We start from the raw sequence: 14,240 nt of genomic DNA on the forward strand, positions 1-14,240 counted from the left end.
GGACGCATGCGGGCGCGGCGGCGCGGGTCAGAACCACCTGCGGTCCTCGCCCGGGCCTTCGACGTTCGACACGCAGCGCCCGCACAGCTGCGGGTGCGCCGGGTGCGTGCCGACGTCGGCGCGATGGTGCCAGCAACGCACGCACTTGGGCTTGGCCGTCGGCCGGGCGATGACGCGCGACTCCTCGCCGTCGAGCGGCAGCACGGTGACGTCGCCGCTGATCAGGAAGAAGCGCAGCTCGTCGACCAGCGGCGCCAGCCGGATCTGGTCGGCGGTGCCTGCGTGCAGTTCGATCTCGGCCTCCAGCGCCGCGCCGATCTCGCCGCTTGCGCGCATCGGTTCGAGCACCTTGGCCACGTGCTCGCGCAGCGCCAGCAGGCGCTCGAAGTCGTTCGGCGACAGCGGCGCGTCGGCCGGCAGCGGCGCCAGCCCTTCGTACCAGGTCGCCATCAGCACGTTGTCCTCGCGCGCGCCGACGGCGGGCGGCGGCAGGTAGCCCCACATCTCGTCGGCGGTGAAGCTGAGCACCGGTGCGATCCAGCGCACGAAGGCCTCGGCGACGTGGTACATCGCGGTTTGCGCACTGCGTCGCCCGCGCGAGTCCTCGCGCATGGTGTAGAGCCGGTCCTTGGTGACATCCAGGTACAGCGAACCCAGGTCCACGCTGCAGAAGTTGAGCAGCAGCTGCACGATCTCGGCGAAGTCGTAGCGCGCGTAGGCATCGACGATCCGCTCCTGCGCCTCCCACGCCCGGTGCACGATCCAGCGGTCGAGCGCGAGCATGTCCGCGGCCGGGCACAGGTGGCGAGCCGGTTCGAACCCGTTGAGGTTGCCCAGCAGGAAGCGCGCGGTGTTGCGGATGCGGCGGTAGGCGTCGGCGTTGCGCTTGAGGATCTCCTGCGACAGCGACATCTCGTTGCTGTAGTCGGCGCTGGCGATCCACAGGCGCAGGATGTCCGCGCCCAGCGTCCTCATGATGTCCTGCGGCTCGATCCCGTTGCCCAGCGACTTGGACATCTTGCGGCCATGCTCGTCCACGGTGAAGCCGTGGGTCAGGCACTGGCGGTACGGCGCGGCCCGGTCGATCGCCACGCCGGTCAGCAGCGAGGACTGGAACCAGCCGCGGTGCTGGTCGGAGCCTTCCAGGTACAGGTCGGCCGGCTTGCCGAGGCCGCGCTCGAGCAGCACGCCTTCATGGGTGACGCCCGAGTCGAACCAGACGTCGAGGATGTCGGTGATCTTCTCGTACTGGCCGGCCTCCTCGCCCAGCAGCTCGGCCGGGTCGAGCGTGTACCACACGTCCACGCCTTCCCTTTCCACCCGGTCGGCCACCTGGCGCATGAGTTCGCTGCTGCGCGGATGCGGCTCGCCGGTCTCGCGGTGCACGAACAGCGCGATCGGCACGCCCCAGGTGCGCTGGCGCGAGATCGTCCAGTCGGGCCGGCCCTCGACCATGCCGGTAATGCGCGCCTCGCCCCAGGCCGGGAACCAGCCCACGCCCTTGATCGCCGCGAGCGCATCGCGGCGCAGGCCGGCCTGGTCCATCGAGATGAACCACTGCGGCGTGGCCCGGAACGCGATCGGCGTCTTGTGCCGCCAGCAGTGCGGATAGCTGTGCTCGAGATTGCGCAAGGCCAGGAGCGCGCCGCTCGCGCGCAGCACCTCCACGATCACGTCGTTGGCCTTCCAGATGTGCAGGCCGGCGAGCGCGACGCCATGCGCCGCCGGCGTCGAGGGCAGGTACACGCCGCGGCCGTCGACCGGGTTGAGCTCGGCCGCCCCGTACTTCTCCAGCAGGCCGTACTGCCTGCCCACCGCGTAGTCCTCCTGGCCGTGGCCGGGCGCGGTATGCACGGCGCCGGTGCCGTCCTCGGCCGAGACGTGGTCGCCGAGCAGGACCGGGATGTCGCGCTGGTCATAGAAGGGATGCGCGAACAGCAGGCCCTCGAGCTTTTCGCCGGTCGTGCGGCCGAGCACCTTCGTCTCTTCGACCCCGTAGCGCCTCAGCGCGCCCTCGGCCAGCGCGTCGGCCAGCACCAGCCAGCGGCGCCTGCCGCCGCGGGCCGGCCCCTCCACCAGCGCGTACTCGAGCGCGGCGCCCATCGAGATCGCCAGCGAGGCCGGCAGCGTCCACGGCGTGGTGGTCCAGATCACCGCGGCGACCTCGACCTCCTCCGGCACCTCGACCCCGAACGCCCGCGCCACCGCCTGCGGGCTGCGCGCGGCATAGGCCACGTCGACCGCCGGCGAGACCTTGTCGGCGTACTCGATCTCCGCCTCGGCCAGCGCCGAACCGCAGTCGAAGCACCAGTGCACCGGCTTCACGCCGCGGGTCAGGTGGCCGTTGTCGACGATCTTGGCCAGGGCGCGGATCTCGTTGGCCTCGAAGCGGTAGTCGAGCGTCAGGTACGGGTTCTCCCAGTCGCCGATCACGCCCAGGCGCTTGAAGTCCTTGCGCTGCAGGTCGATCTGCGAATGCGCGTACTCGCGGCACTTCTGCCGGAATTCGACCGGATCGAGCCTGGTCCCGACCTTGCCGTACTTCTTCTCGATCGCGATCTCGATCGGCAGCCCGTGGCAGTCCCAGCCCGGGATGTAGGGCGCGTCGAACCCGGCCAGGAACTTCGACTTGACGATGATGTCCTTGAGGATCTTGTTGACCGCGTGGCCGAGGTGGATCGCGCCGTTGGCGTACGGCGGGCCGTCGTGCAGCACGAACAGCGGCCTGCCCTTCGCGTGCTCGCGCAGGCGCGCGTACAGGTCCTCGCGCTCCCAGCGCTCGAGCGTGGCCGGTTCGCGCCTGGGCAGGTCCCCGCGCATGGGGAACTGCGTCGCCGGCAGCAGGATCGTGGACTTGTAGCGCTGGTTGTCTTCGCTCACGCGGTGGCCTGCCCAGGAAGGTCTTGTTGGAGGATGCGGCGGGCCTCGCCGGCATCGCGGTGCATCTGCGCGACCAGGGTCGGCAGGTCGGGGAACTTCTCCTCGTCGCGCAGCCGCGCGACGAACTCGACCTCGATCCGGCGCCCGTACAGGTCGCCGTCGAAGTCGAACAGGTGGGCCTCGAGCAGCGGTTCGACGCCGCCCACCGTGGGCCGGGTGCCGAAGCTCGACACCGACGGCCAGGGCACGTCCGCCACACCGCGGACCCGGGTAGCGTAGATCCCGCGCAGCGCCGGCACCTTGCCGCCGAAGCGCAGGTTGGCGGTCGGATAGCCGAGCGTGCGGCCAAGCTGCTGCCCGCGCACCACCCGGCCGGACACCGCGTACGGCTTGCCGAGCAGGCGCGCGGCGAAGTCGAACCGGCCGTCCACCAGCGCCTGGCGGATGCGGGTGCTCGAGACCCGCGCGCCTTCCGCCAGCACCGGATCGATCTCCCCGGCGGTGAACCCCAGCCGCGCGCCCTCGGCCTGGAGCACCCCAAGGTCGCCGGCGCGGCGGTGGCCGAAGCGGAATTCCGGCCCGACCCAGACCTCGACCGCCGCCAGCCGGCCGGCGAGCAACCGGGCGCAGAAATCCTGCGCCGAGACCGCCGCCAGCCGGGCGTCGAAGCGCAGCAGGCCAACGACGTCCACCCCCAGCGCGGACAGGCCCTCGACCTTGGCCCGGGGCAGCATCAGCCGCGGCGGCGGCGCGGCCTGCGCGAAGTACTCGCGCGGCAGGGGCTCGAAGCTCAGCGCCACCGCCTCCACGCCCCGTTCGCGCGCACGCGCGACCGCATGCCGCACCAGCGCGCGATGGCCGAGGTGGAGGCCGTCGAACGCGCCGATGCAGACCACACTGCCGCTGGGGCACAACGCCCCGCCGTCGACGTCTCGGAACAGCCTGCTCATGGGTGCTCGGTTGGGCGCCCGGCCACCGGTGGACGGGCGCGCGCGATGCCGCGCCCGAAAAGTATAGCGGCGCCGGCCCGCGGCCACGCCGTGCGACGCGCATGCCCGCGCATCAGTGGCGCAGGTCGCGCGGGCGGATCCCCTGCAGCCACAGCGCCGCCGCGTACACCGCTGCGCCGCTGCCCACCAGCACGGCCAGCTTCCAGACCCGCTCGCTCCAGTGCCACCCGGTCCATCCGTCCCAGGCCGACAGCAGCGCCAGCACCGCGATCGCCATCGCCGCACTCGCCACCAGGAGCTGGCGCGCGAGCCGTCCCCAGCCCGGCTCCGGGCGGAACACGCCGGCCCGGCGCAGGTACCACCACAGCTGCAGGGCGTTGGTCCAGCCCGCGGCCGCGGTCGCCAGCGCCAGGCAGGCATGCGCGCCGGGCAGCGCCTTGAGCGCCGCCTGCAGGTCGCCGCCGGCCTGCGCCCAGGCCTCGCGCCCGGCCCCGGTCAGCGTCAGCGCCAGCGCCAGGAACAGCGCGATCGCCACCAGGTTCGCCAGCACCGCCGTCACCCCCGCCTTCACCGGCGTGCGCGTGTCCTGGCGCGAATAGAACGCCGGCGCCAGCACCTTCACCAGCAGGAAGGCCGGCAGCGCGGTGGACAGCGCCACCACCACCAGCTGCGCCATGCGGGTGTCGTAGGCGGTGAAGCGGCCGTGCTGGAACAGTGTGGCCACCAGGGCTTCCGCGCACAGCATCAGGCCCAGGCACGCCGGCACCGCGATCATCAGGCACAGCCGCAGGCCCCAGTCGAGCGCCTTCGAGTAGCCATCCGGATCGGCCGCGGCGTGGCGGCGCGAGAGGTGCGGCAGGATCACCGCGCCGATCGCGACCCCGAACATGCCCAGAGGGAACTCCAGCAGCCGGTCGCCCAGGTACAGCCAGGTCACGCTGCCGCCCACCAGCATCGAGGCGACCACGGTGTTGAGCAGCAGGTTGAGCTGGGCCACCGAAGACCCGAACAGGGTCGGCACCATCAGCGCCATCACCCGCCGCACGCCCTCGTGCCCGGCGCCCCAGCGGGGCCGCGGCAGCAGGCCCAGGCGCGCCAGCCAGGGCAGCTGGAAGCCCAGCTGCAGCACGCCCGCGGCCAGCACGCCCCAGGCCAGCGCCGTCACCGGCTGCTCCATCCGCGGCGCCAGCGCCAGCGCGGCGGTGATCATCGAGATGTTCAGCAGCACCGGTGACAGGGCCGGCACCGCGAAGCGCTGGTAGCTGTTGAGCACGCCGCCGGCCAACGAGGCCATCGAGATGAACAGCAGGTACGGGAAGGTGATGCGCAGCATCTCCGTGGCCAGCTGCCCCTGCGGCCCGTCCGCGTCGAAGCCGGGGGCGAACACGCGGATCACCCAGGGCGCCGCCAGCACCGCCAGCGCGGTCAGCGCCAGCAGCGCCGCCAGCAGGGTCCCGGCGACCCGGTCGACCAGCTCCTTGACCGCGGCATGGTCGCGCTGCTCCCGGTACTGGCTGAGCACCGGCACGAAGGCCATCGAGAACGAGCCCTCGGCCGAGAGCCGGCGCAGGAAGTTGGGGATCCTGAAGGCGACCAGGAACGCGTCCATGGCCGGGTTGGCCCCGAACACCGCCGCATAGACCTGGTCGCGGATCAGCCCGGAGACCCGCGAGACCAGGGTCATGGCGCTGAACACGGCGGTCGAGCGCAGCAGCCCGGCGCGGCGCGGCGCGGCCGCCGCGGCCCCCGGCGGGAGGGCCGGATCGGGCCGGCTCACGCGCGCCGCCCCGCCCCGCAGGCCGTGTTGACCCAAGTCACTGAATCCCCCATAATTTCCTGCTCCGTTTTCCCGAATCCCGGCGCCCGCCGGGATTCGACGTTCAATCCCATACCAGTTTCCAGGATCCCATCGTGGCCAACATCAAGTCCGCCCAGAAGCGCGCCAAGCAGACCGTCGTGCGCAACGCGCGCAACACGGCGCAGCGCTCGCAGCTGCGCACCGCCGTCAAGAAGGTGGTCAAGGCGCTCGACGCCAACGACGCCGCCGCCGCCGAAGCCGCCTTCGCTGTCGCCCAGCCGCTGCTCGACCGCTTCAGCTCGCGCGGCCTGATCCACAAGAACAAGGCCGCCCGCCACAAGAGCCGCCTGACCGCCCGCATCAAGGCGCTCAAGGCCTCGGCCTGAGCCGCGCCCCGGCGCAGGCGTCGCGAAGAACCCGGCCGAGGCCGGGTTTTTTGTGGCCTGGCGCCGCCGCGTCCGGGCCCTGACCCGGACCGCGAGCGCCGCCTCAGCGCGCATCGCCGTCCTCGCCATCCGCGGCGCCCTGCGACCGCGCAGCCTCGGCCTCCCCCCGGTCCAGCTCGTCCAGCCAGGCCTGCACCTTCAGCATCACCTCGCGCGTGCCCTCGCGGGCCAGGCCCGAGACGACGAACCAGGGCGCGGTCCACCCGAGTTCCGACACGATCCGCTCGGCCTGCGCGCGCGCGTCCTCGGCCGGCACCAGGTCGGCCTTGTTGAGCAGCAGCCAGCGCGGCTTGTCCAGCAGGCCGGCATCGAACTTCTCCAGTTCGCGCTCGATGGTGCGCACCTGCTCCACCGGGTCGCTGCCGTCCAGCGGCTCGACCTCCACCAGGTGCAGCAGCAGCCGGGTGCGCTGGATGTGGCGCAGGAACAGCGCGCCGAGACCCGCGCCGTCCGCGGCGCCCTCGATCAGGCCCGGGATGTCGGCGATCACGAAGCTGCGCGCCGGCTCCACGCTGACCACGCCCAGGTTCGGGTACAGGGTGGTGAACGGGTAGTCCGCGACGCGCGGCGTGGCCGCGGACACCGCGCGGATCAGGGTACTCTTGCCGGCGTTGGGGAAGCCGAGCAGGCCGACGTCGGCCAGCAGCTTGAGCTCCAGCCGCAGGCGCCGCTCCTCGCCCGGGGTGCCCGGGGTGGACTGACGCGGCGCGCGGTTGGTCGAGCTCTTGAAGTGCATGTTGCCCAGCCCGCCCTTGCCCCCGCGCGCCACCAGCAGGCGCTCGCCGTGGACGGTCAGGTCGCCGATCACCTCGTCGGTGTCGAGGTTGTGCACCACGGTGCCGGTGGGCACGGGGATGACCACGTCCTCGCCCCGCTTGCCGTACATCTGCCGGCCCATGCCGTTCTCGCCGCGCTGGGCCCGGAACACCTTCTGGTGGCGGAAATCGACCAGGGTGTTGAGGTTCTCGTCGGCCACCAGCCAGACGCTGCCGCCGTCGCCACCGTCGCCGCCATCCGGCCCGCCGAGCGGGATGAACTTCTCGCGCCGGAACCCCACGCAGCCGTTGCCGCCACTGCCGGCGATCACGGTGATTTCAGCTTCGTCGACGAGTTTCATGGGAATCGTTGCCCTGCCTGGGTCATGGCCGCCGGCCGTGGACCGTGGCCGTCGCGGCGAGTCTAGCGGCCGCCGGGGACGGCGGCGCGGCGGAGGCGCGCCTGTCCGTCCACCAACGAAAAGCCCCGCACGCGGCGGGGCCCTTCGTTCGCTGCGGGTGCGCGGCTCAGGCCTGCGGCACCACGCTCACGGTACGGCGCTTCTTCGGGCCCTTGATGCCGAAGTGCACGTGGCCGTCGACCAGCGCGTACAGCGTGTGGTCGCGGCCCAGGCCCACGCCCGGACCCGGATGGAACTGGGTGCCGCGCTGGCGGACGATGATGTTGCCGGCCTCGATGGCCTGGCCGCCGTAGATCTTGACGCCCAGGTACTTCGGGTTGGAGTCGCGGCCGTTGCGCGAGGAACCGACGCCCTTCTTGTGTGCCATGACTGCTTCTCCTTAACCCTTGATGCCGGTGATCTCGATTTCGGTGTAGTGCTGGCGATGCCCCTGCCGCTTCATGTGGTGCTTGCGGCGGCGGAACTTGATGATGCGCACCTTGTCGGCGCGGCCATGGCCGACGACCTTGGCGGTGACGCTGGCGCCGTTGAGCGCGTCGCCGAGCTTGATGCCGTCGCTGTCGCCCAGCATCAGGATGTCGTCGAAGGTGACCTCGCTGCCGGGCTCGGCCTCGAGCTTCTCGACGCGGAGCGTCTCGCCCTGCGCCACGCGGTATTGCTTGCCGCCGGTGACCAGTACTGCGTACATGTGGAGCCTCGTGGTTCTGTAGTTATTCTGGTGGCTGGCCGCCATCTAGGGCGGACAGAAGCGGAATTATAGGGGTTTCAGCGACTTGCGCGCAACCGGCCCCAACCATGCCCCGGGCCCGGCCGGGACAGGTCGGCGGCCCTGCCCCAGGGCGGATCGGCGAAGTGGCCGGCCAGGTGTTCGATGAACGCCCGCACCCGCGGCGGCACCAGGGTCCGGCCGGGCATGACCGCGTGGATGCCGCTGGGCGGCGGCGGGAAGCCGGGCAGGACCACCCGCAAACGGCCCTCCTCCAGGTCCCGGTGGACGTGCCAGAGCGAATGCAGCGCGATGCCCAGCCCCGCCAGGGCGGCCTCGCGCAGCACCTCGCCGTAGTTGCTCTCGAAGCGGCCGCGCACGCGCACCTCGAGCGGGGCGCCGTCCGGGCCGGTCAGGCGCCAGACCTCGCGCCCGCCGTCGCGGCCGGTCAGCAGCAGGCAGTCGTGCGAGGCCAGTTCGCCGGGTCCGGCCGGCTCGCCGCGCCGGCGCAGGTAGTCCGGGGCGGCGCACAGCACCCGCTCGTTGGCCGCCAGCTGGCGCGAGACCAGGCTCGAGTCGTCCAGCCGCCCGATCCGGATCGCCAGGTCGTACCCGGCGCCGATCAGGTCCACCACCCGGTCGTCCAGGTCGAGGCTGACCCGCAGGCCCGGGTGCCGGGCCAGGAACCCGGCCATGAGCGGCGCGATGTACTGGCGCCCGAACGAGGCCGGGGCGGTCACGCGCAGGGTGCCGGCCACCTCGCCGCCGCGCTGGCGCAGCCGGTCGCCCAGCAGCGCGAGTTCCTCGACCAGCGGCCGGCCCTCGCGCGCCAGGGCCAGGCCCTCGGGCGTCGGGTGCAGGCGGCGGGTGGTCCGGTGCAGCAGACGCACCCCGAGTTCGCGCTCGAGCCGCTTCAGGCGCTGGCTGGCCACCGCCACCGACAGATCCAGGTGCCGCGCCGCGGCGCTGATGGACCCGTGTTCGAGCACCTGCAGGAACAGGGCGATGTCGCCAACGCGGTCCATTTTCAACTCAGTATTGAAAGTGCTTTGCCAGTTTCTCCCTTTTTCGATGGAGCGCAAGCGCGGACAGTGCACTCCCGCCGCATGGCAGACGCAAGGAATCCCCCATGGAATACCGCACCCTCGGCAGTTCCGGACTGCACGTGTCCATCCTCGGCTTCGGCGCCGGTACCTTCGGCGGCAGCGGCCCGCTGTTTTCGGCTTGGGGCGACACCGGCGAGGCCGAGGCCCGCCGCCTGGTCGACATGGCCATCGACGCCGGCATCAACTTCTTCGACACCGCGGACGTCTATTCCGACGGTGCCTCCGAACGCATCCTCGGCGCGGCGCTCAGGGGCCGCCGCGACCGGGTGGTGCTGTCGACCAAGACCGGCCTGCGCCTGGGCGACGGGCCCAACGACGCCGGCGCGTCGCGCCACCGCCTGCTGCGCGCGGTGGACGACGCTCTGCGGAGGCTCGGTACCGACTACATCGACCTGCTCCAGCTCCACGCCTTCGACGCCCGCACCCCGCTGGAGGAGACCGTGGCGACGCTCGACGGCCTCGTGGCCGCCGGCAAGGTGCGCTACCTGGGCGTGTCGAACTTCTCGGGCTGGCGGCTGATGAAGGCGCTGGCGATCGCCGATCGGCGCGGCTATGCGCGCCCCGTCGCGCACCAGGCCTACTACTCGCTGGTCGGCCGCGACTACGAGTGGGAACTGATGCCCCTCGGGCTCGACCAGGGCGTGGACGCGGTGGCGTGGAGCCCGCTCGGCTGGGGCCGCCTGACCGGACGGATCGGCCGCGGTCGGTCGCTGCCGCCGGGCAGCCGCCTGCACGCCACCGCCGCGTACGCACCACCGGTCGATGACGAGCGCCTGTACCGCGTGACCGATGCGCTCGAGCAGGTCGCCGCCGACACCGGCAAGGCGATCCCGCAGATCGCGCTGAACTGGCTGCTGCAGTGCCCGTCCGTCGCCACCGTGCTCGTCGGCGCGCGCGATGCGCGGCAGCTGGAACAGAACCTCGGCGCCACGGGCTGGTCGCTGTCGCCCACGCATCGCGCGCTGCTGGACGCCGCCAGCGCCATCACGCCGCCCTACCCCTACTATCCGTACTGGAACGGGATGTTCACCGAACTCGCCCCGCCGCCCGTCCCCCCCCTCCCGGGAGGGCGCGCCATGAACGCGCGCCCAGTCCCCGAACATGCTGCCGGCGATGGCACCACGATGTGTGTCGACGACGTCCCCATCCTGGAACGTACCCGAACAGGAGATCCCCCATGAGCACCATGCAAGCCGTTGCCCTCACCCGCTACCTGCCGATCGACGATCCGCAGTCCCTGTTCGACTGCGAGCTCGACGTCCCCGCGCCCGGCCCGCGCGACCTGCTGGTGCGCGTCGAGGCGGTGTCGGTCAATCCGGTCGACACCAAGGTCCGCGCGCCCAGGCCGGAAGTGGAAACACAGCCGCGGATCCTCGGCTACGACGCCGCGGGCGTGGTCGAGTCGGTCGGCGCCGAAGTCGCCGGCTTCAAGCCGGGCGACGCCGTCTACTACGCCGGCGACATCACCCGCCAGGGCAGCAACGCGCGCTTCCAGCTCGTCGACGAGCGGATCGTGGCGCGCAAGCCCGGCAGCCTCGGCTTCGCCGCGTCCGCCGCCCTGCCGCTGACCGCACTCACCGCCTGGGAGCTGCTGTTCGAACGCATGGGCTACGCGTTCGAGGGCGGCGGCGACGGACGCGTGCTGCTGGTGATCGCCGGCGCCGGCGGGGTCGGCTCGGTGGCGATCCAGCTGGCGAAGCTGGCCGGCTTCAGCGTGGTGGCGACCGCCTCGCGCGAGGAAAGCGCGGCCTGGTGCCGCGATCTCGGTGCCGACCATGTCGTCGATCATCGCCAGCCGCTGGCACCGCAGCTGCAGGCGCTGGGCTTCGAGGCGATCGACGTCGCGCTCAACTTCGCCGACACCGACCGCTACTGGACCGAACTGGGCGAGCTGCTGGCGCCGCAGGGACGCGTCGGTCTGATCGTCGAACCCGCCGGCCCACTGCGCATCGGCGATCCGTACAAGGCCAAGTGCATCGGCATCCACTGGGAATTCATGTTCGCGCGGCCGAAGTTCGGGACCGCGGACATGGACCAGCAGGGCCGGATCCTGGCGCGCGTGGCGGAGCTGGTCGACGCGGGCCGCCTGCGCACCACGGCGCGCGAGACGCTGTCGCCGATCAACGCGGCCAATCTGCGCGAGGCCCACCGGCGGCTCGAATCGGGGCGCACGGTCGGGAAACTGGTGCTTGCCGGCTGGTAGTCCGCGGGCCGGCCATCCGGCGATCGCGTGGCGACTTGCCGACGGGCCGGGTCCGCGGCATGGTGGATACACCATACGCAAGCGTATTCAGCAGCATGACGGCCAACGACGCAAGCCCCTATCCGCACCTGTTCGCGCCCCTGGACCTGGGATTCACCACCCTGCGCAACCGGGTGCTGATGGGCTCGATGCACACCGGGCTCGAAGACCGCAAGCGGGATTTCCCGAAGCTGGCGGCCTACTTTGCCGAGCGCGCCGAAGGCGGCGTGGCGCTGATCGTCACCGGCGGCTTCGCGCCCAACTTCGAAGGCTGGCTGACCCCGTTCGCCAGCCGCCTGGCCTGGCCGTGGGAAGCGCGCAAGCACCGCCAGGTCACCGGCGCCGTGCATGCGCATGGCGCCAGGATCTGCCTGCAGCTGCTGCATGCCGGCCGCTACGCCTACCACCCGCTGGCGGTGGCGCCATCGCGGATCAAGGCGCCGATCACTCCGTTCACGCCGCGCGAGCTCGGCGCGCGCGGTGTGGAGCGCACGATCGACGCCTATGCGAACGCCGCGAAGCTGGCGCGCGACGGCGGCTACGACGGCGTCGAGGTGATGGGCTCGGAGGGCTACCTGATCAACCAGTTCCTCAGCGCGCGCACCAACCGTCGCACCGACCGCTGGGGCGGCGACACCGCCTCGCGCATGCGCTTCGCGGTGGAGATCGTGCGCCGCGTGCGCGAGGCCTGCGGCCCGGACTTCATCATCGTCTATCGCCTGTCGATGCTCGAGCTGGTGCCGGACGGCTCGGACTGGAACGAGATCGTGCAGCAGGCGCGTGCGATCGAAGCCGCTGGCGCCACGATCATCAACACCGGCATCGGCTGGCACGAGTCGCGCGTCCCGACCATCGCCACCTCGGTGCCGCGTGCCGCGTTCGCCGGCGTCACCGCCAAGCTGCGCCCGCACGTGTCGCTGCCGCTGGTCGCCACCAATCGCATCAACATGCCGGACGTCGCCGAGCGGATCCTCGCACGCGGCGACGTTGACATGGTGTCGATGGCGCGGCCGCTGCTGGCCGACCCGCAGTGGGTGGCGAAGGCGCGCGCCGGCCGCCCGGAAGCGATCAACACCTGCATCGCCTGCAACCAGGCCTGCCTCGACCACGTGTTCCAGCGCAGGACCGCGAGCTGCCTGGTCAATCCGCGCGCCTGCGCCGAGACCGAACTCAATTACCTCCCCACCACGACGCGCAAGCGCATTGCCGTGGTCGGCGCCGGCCCGGCGGGCCTCGCCTGCGCCACCATCGCCGCGCAGCGCGGCCACGATGTGGTGCTGTTCGAACGCGACGCACGCATCGGTGGGCAGTTCAACCTCGCCCGCACCATCCCGGGCAAGGAGGAGTTCGGCGAGACGCTGCGCTGGTTCCAGCACCGCATCGTCGAGACCGGCGTGCAGCTGCGCCTGTCGACCGAGGCGACACCGGAACTGCTCCGGGACTTCGACGAGGTCGTGCTCGCGACCGGCGTGGTGCCGCGGCAGGTGGATTTCGAGGGCCACGACCATCCGAAGGTGGTCGGCTACCTCGACGTGCTGCGCGGACGGGTCGAGCCGGGGCGTCGCGTGGCGATCGTCGGCGCCGGCGGCATCGGTTTCGACGTCGCCGAATTCCTGGTCCAGCCTGCGCCGTCGCCGACGCTCGACGTGGAGGAATGGATGCGCGAATGGGGCGTGGATCCGGCGTTCGAGAGCGCCGGCGGCCTGCGCCCGCCGCGCGTGTCGCCGCCGCAGCGCGAGGTGTGGCTGCTGCAACGCAGCCCGGGGCGTCCCGGCGCGCGCCTGGGCAAGACCACCGGCTGGATCCATCGCGCCACGCTCAAGCACAAGGGCGTGCGCATGATCGGCGGCGTCGAGTACGTGGCCGTCGACGACGAAGGTTTCCATGTCCGCGTGGACGGACAGGCGCAGGTGTTGCCCGTGGACCACGTGGTCGTATGCGCGGGCCAGGAGCCGCTGCGCGCGCTGCATGCGCCGCTCGAGGCGGCCGGATGCCGCGTGCATCTGGTCGGCGGCGCCGACGTGGCGGCCGAACTCGACGCCAAGCGCGCCATCGCCCAGGCCAGTCGCCTGGCCGCGGCGCTGTGACGTATTCGCACGCGCACGCGTGCGGACGCGCCGTCGCATCATTCATCGCTTTCAATGCAGATGGCAAGTCATTGAAGCGGCGGCGCACGGGCGCGTGCCATCCGCGCTGACACGCCAATCACATCTTTCAACCCGGCACCACGTTCAGGAACGATTCGGGTTTCGCCCCTTACGGTGCGCGCACTTTTCCCGCCCCATCAACCTGGCGGGTAACCGGCCCGACCCGCGTTGCGCGGACTCCGGAGCCCGGGCGAAAGCGCCGCAGAGTCGCTGCCCTCCCCAACACGCCATGCCCGGTCATGCCGGCGCTCCTCCGTGGGCGCACGGCCGGGCGCAACGGAGCAAGGAGTTCCCGATGAAGCTGGACTGGATCCTGTGGCTCGCCTCGCTGATGTCCCCCGAGGCCGCCGATTCCCTTTGCCTGAGCACAACGCTGTACCTGGAAGCGCGCAACCAGTCCGTGCGCGGCCAGCAGGCGGTGGCCGAAGTCGCGCTGCGGCGCGAGGAAAGCGGCCTCTGGGGCGACTCGATGTGCGAGGTGGTGACCGCGCGCAAGCAGTTCGCGCCCACGATCGTCTCGCCGCGCACGCGCATGCACAACACCCGCGCCTGGGCGCAGGTGGTGGACGTGGCGCTCGAGGCCGAGCAGAACTGGGCGCTGCCGGTGGGCAAGCGCCGCGAGATCGTCCCCGGCGCGAGCCACTTCATGGCCCATTCGATCGCGAGCCCGAGCTGGCGCTACGCGCACCAGGTCGCGACGATCGGCGACCACACCTTCCTCAAGGTGCAGTCGCTCAAGCCCAAGGGCTGATCGACCTTATTCCCGCGACGGAACACGCAGGGACGGC

11 protein-coding genes and 1 pseudogene are annotated in these 14,240 nt (G+C 71.7%); 5 read left to right on the forward strand and 7 right to left on the reverse strand.

The annotated features are described in order from the left end of the window. Positions 1 to 27 precede the first annotated feature (27 nt). The 3 genes from ileS to murJ all read right to left on the reverse strand — a co-directional run bounded on the left by ileS (position 28) and on the right by murJ (position 5,544). Positions 28 to 2,820: an isoleucine--tRNA ligase gene (ileS, locus tag FQY79_RS01675; RefSeq protein ID WP_222434235.1), complete on the reverse strand. Its 2,793-nt coding sequence runs from the start codon at positions 2,818 to 2,820 to the stop codon at positions 28 to 30. Positions 2,821 to 2,876: 56 nt separating this feature from the next. Beyond that, positions 2,877 to 3,830: a bifunctional riboflavin kinase/FAD synthetase gene (locus FQY79_RS01680; protein WP_146310150.1), complete on the reverse strand. Its 954-nt coding sequence runs from the start codon at positions 3,828 to 3,830 to the stop codon at positions 2,877 to 2,879. Between the two features lie 112 nt (positions 3,831 to 3,942). Next, positions 3,943 to 5,544, reverse strand: a complete 1,602-nt coding sequence (gene murJ, locus FQY79_RS01685) for a murein biosynthesis integral membrane protein MurJ (protein WP_281289282.1) — start codon at positions 5,542 to 5,544, stop codon at positions 3,943 to 3,945. A gap of 197 nt (positions 5,545 to 5,741) precedes the next feature. On the opposite strand from murJ, the gene rpsT reads away from it, so the two are divergent. Beyond that, the gene (gene rpsT / locus FQY79_RS01690) at positions 5,742 to 6,014 is read left to right on the forward strand and encodes a 30S ribosomal protein S20 (protein ID WP_146310152.1); all 273 of its coding nucleotides are present in this window, start codon (positions 5,742 to 5,744) and stop codon (positions 6,012 to 6,014) included. 103 nt (positions 6,015 to 6,117) lie between these two features. On the opposite strand, the gene cgtA is transcribed toward rpsT, so the two are convergent. From cgtA to FQY79_RS01710, 4 genes are all read right to left on the reverse strand, one after another. Continuing rightward, positions 6,118 to 7,191, reverse strand: coding sequence for an Obg family GTPase CgtA (gene cgtA / locus FQY79_RS01695; protein ID WP_146310154.1), 1,074 nt, complete (start codon positions 7,189 to 7,191; stop codon positions 6,118 to 6,120). Between the two features lie 166 nt (positions 7,192 to 7,357). After that, entirely contained in the window at positions 7,358 to 7,618 is a 261-nt protein-coding gene (gene rpmA, locus FQY79_RS01700) for a 50S ribosomal protein L27 (protein ID WP_146310156.1), read from the reverse strand. A 12-nt stretch (positions 7,619 to 7,630) separates the two neighbouring features. After that, entirely contained in the window at positions 7,631 to 7,939 is a 309-nt protein-coding gene (gene rplU / locus FQY79_RS01705) for a 50S ribosomal protein L21 (protein WP_146310158.1), read from the reverse strand. 77 nt (positions 7,940 to 8,016) lie between these two features. Continuing rightward, positions 8,017 to 8,982 (reverse strand): LysR family transcriptional regulator, encoded by a 966-nt coding sequence (locus FQY79_RS01710; protein ID WP_146310160.1) that lies wholly within the window; start codon positions 8,980 to 8,982, stop codon positions 8,017 to 8,019. 104 nt (positions 8,983 to 9,086) lie between these two features. Here FQY79_RS01710 and FQY79_RS01715 point away from each other — a divergent pair. From FQY79_RS01715 to FQY79_RS01730, 4 genes and pseudogenes are all read left to right on the forward strand, one after another. Next, a pseudogene (locus tag FQY79_RS01715) lies at positions 9,087 to 10,115 on the forward strand (aldo/keto reductase); the annotation flags it as partial. Between the two features lie 134 nt (positions 10,116 to 10,249). Beyond that, positions 10,250 to 11,266 (forward strand): zinc-binding alcohol dehydrogenase family protein, encoded by a 1,017-nt coding sequence (locus FQY79_RS01720; RefSeq protein ID WP_146310809.1) that lies wholly within the window; start codon positions 10,250 to 10,252, stop codon positions 11,264 to 11,266. Between the two features lie 95 nt (positions 11,267 to 11,361). Continuing rightward, complete coding sequence (locus tag FQY79_RS01725; RefSeq protein ID WP_146310164.1) at positions 11,362 to 13,392, forward strand: NADPH-dependent 2,4-dienoyl-CoA reductase; 2,031 nt, start codon at positions 11,362 to 11,364, stop codon at positions 13,390 to 13,392. A gap of 355 nt (positions 13,393 to 13,747) precedes the next feature. Next, positions 13,748 to 14,203: a cell wall hydrolase gene (locus FQY79_RS01730; protein ID WP_027071868.1), complete on the forward strand. Its 456-nt coding sequence runs from the start codon at positions 13,748 to 13,750 to the stop codon at positions 14,201 to 14,203. Positions 14,204 to 14,240: the final 37 nt, after the last annotated feature.

This window comes from Luteimonas wenzhouensis, from assembly GCF_007859305.1.
GTDB classification, from domain to species: Bacteria; Pseudomonadota; Gammaproteobacteria; order Xanthomonadales; family Xanthomonadaceae; genus Luteimonas; species Luteimonas wenzhouensis.

What these genes read in the sequence shown, in the direction of transcription:
- FQY79_RS01725 (WP_146310164.1), top strand. Translation starts at nt 11,362, where the DNA reads ATGACGGCCAACGACGCAAGCCCCTATCCGCACCTGTTCGCGCCCCTG.
- rplU (WP_146310158.1), bottom strand. Translation starts at nt 7,939, where the DNA reads ATGTACGCAGTACTGGTCACCGGCGGCAAGCAATACCGCGTGGCGCAG.
- ileS (WP_222434235.1), bottom strand. Translation starts at nt 2,820, where the DNA reads ATGCGCGGGGACCTGCCCAGGCGCGAACCGGCCACGCTCGAGCGCTGG.
- FQY79_RS01730 (WP_027071868.1), top strand. Translation starts at nt 13,748, where the DNA reads ATGAAGCTGGACTGGATCCTGTGGCTCGCCTCGCTGATGTCCCCCGAG.
- FQY79_RS01680 (WP_146310150.1), bottom strand. Translation starts at nt 3,830, where the DNA reads ATGAGCAGGCTGTTCCGAGACGTCGACGGCGGGGCGTTGTGCCCCAGC.
- FQY79_RS01710 (WP_146310160.1), bottom strand. Translation starts at nt 8,982, where the DNA reads ATGGACCGCGTTGGCGACATCGCCCTGTTCCTGCAGGTGCTCGAACAC.
- rpmA (WP_146310156.1), bottom strand. Translation starts at nt 7,618, where the DNA reads ATGGCACACAAGAAGGGCGTCGGTTCCTCGCGCAACGGCCGCGACTCC.
- FQY79_RS01720 (WP_146310809.1), top strand. Translation starts at nt 10,250, where the DNA reads ATGCAAGCCGTTGCCCTCACCCGCTACCTGCCGATCGACGATCCGCAG.
- cgtA (WP_146310154.1), bottom strand. Translation starts at nt 7,191, where the DNA reads ATGAAACTCGTCGACGAAGCTGAAATCACCGTGATCGCCGGCAGTGGC.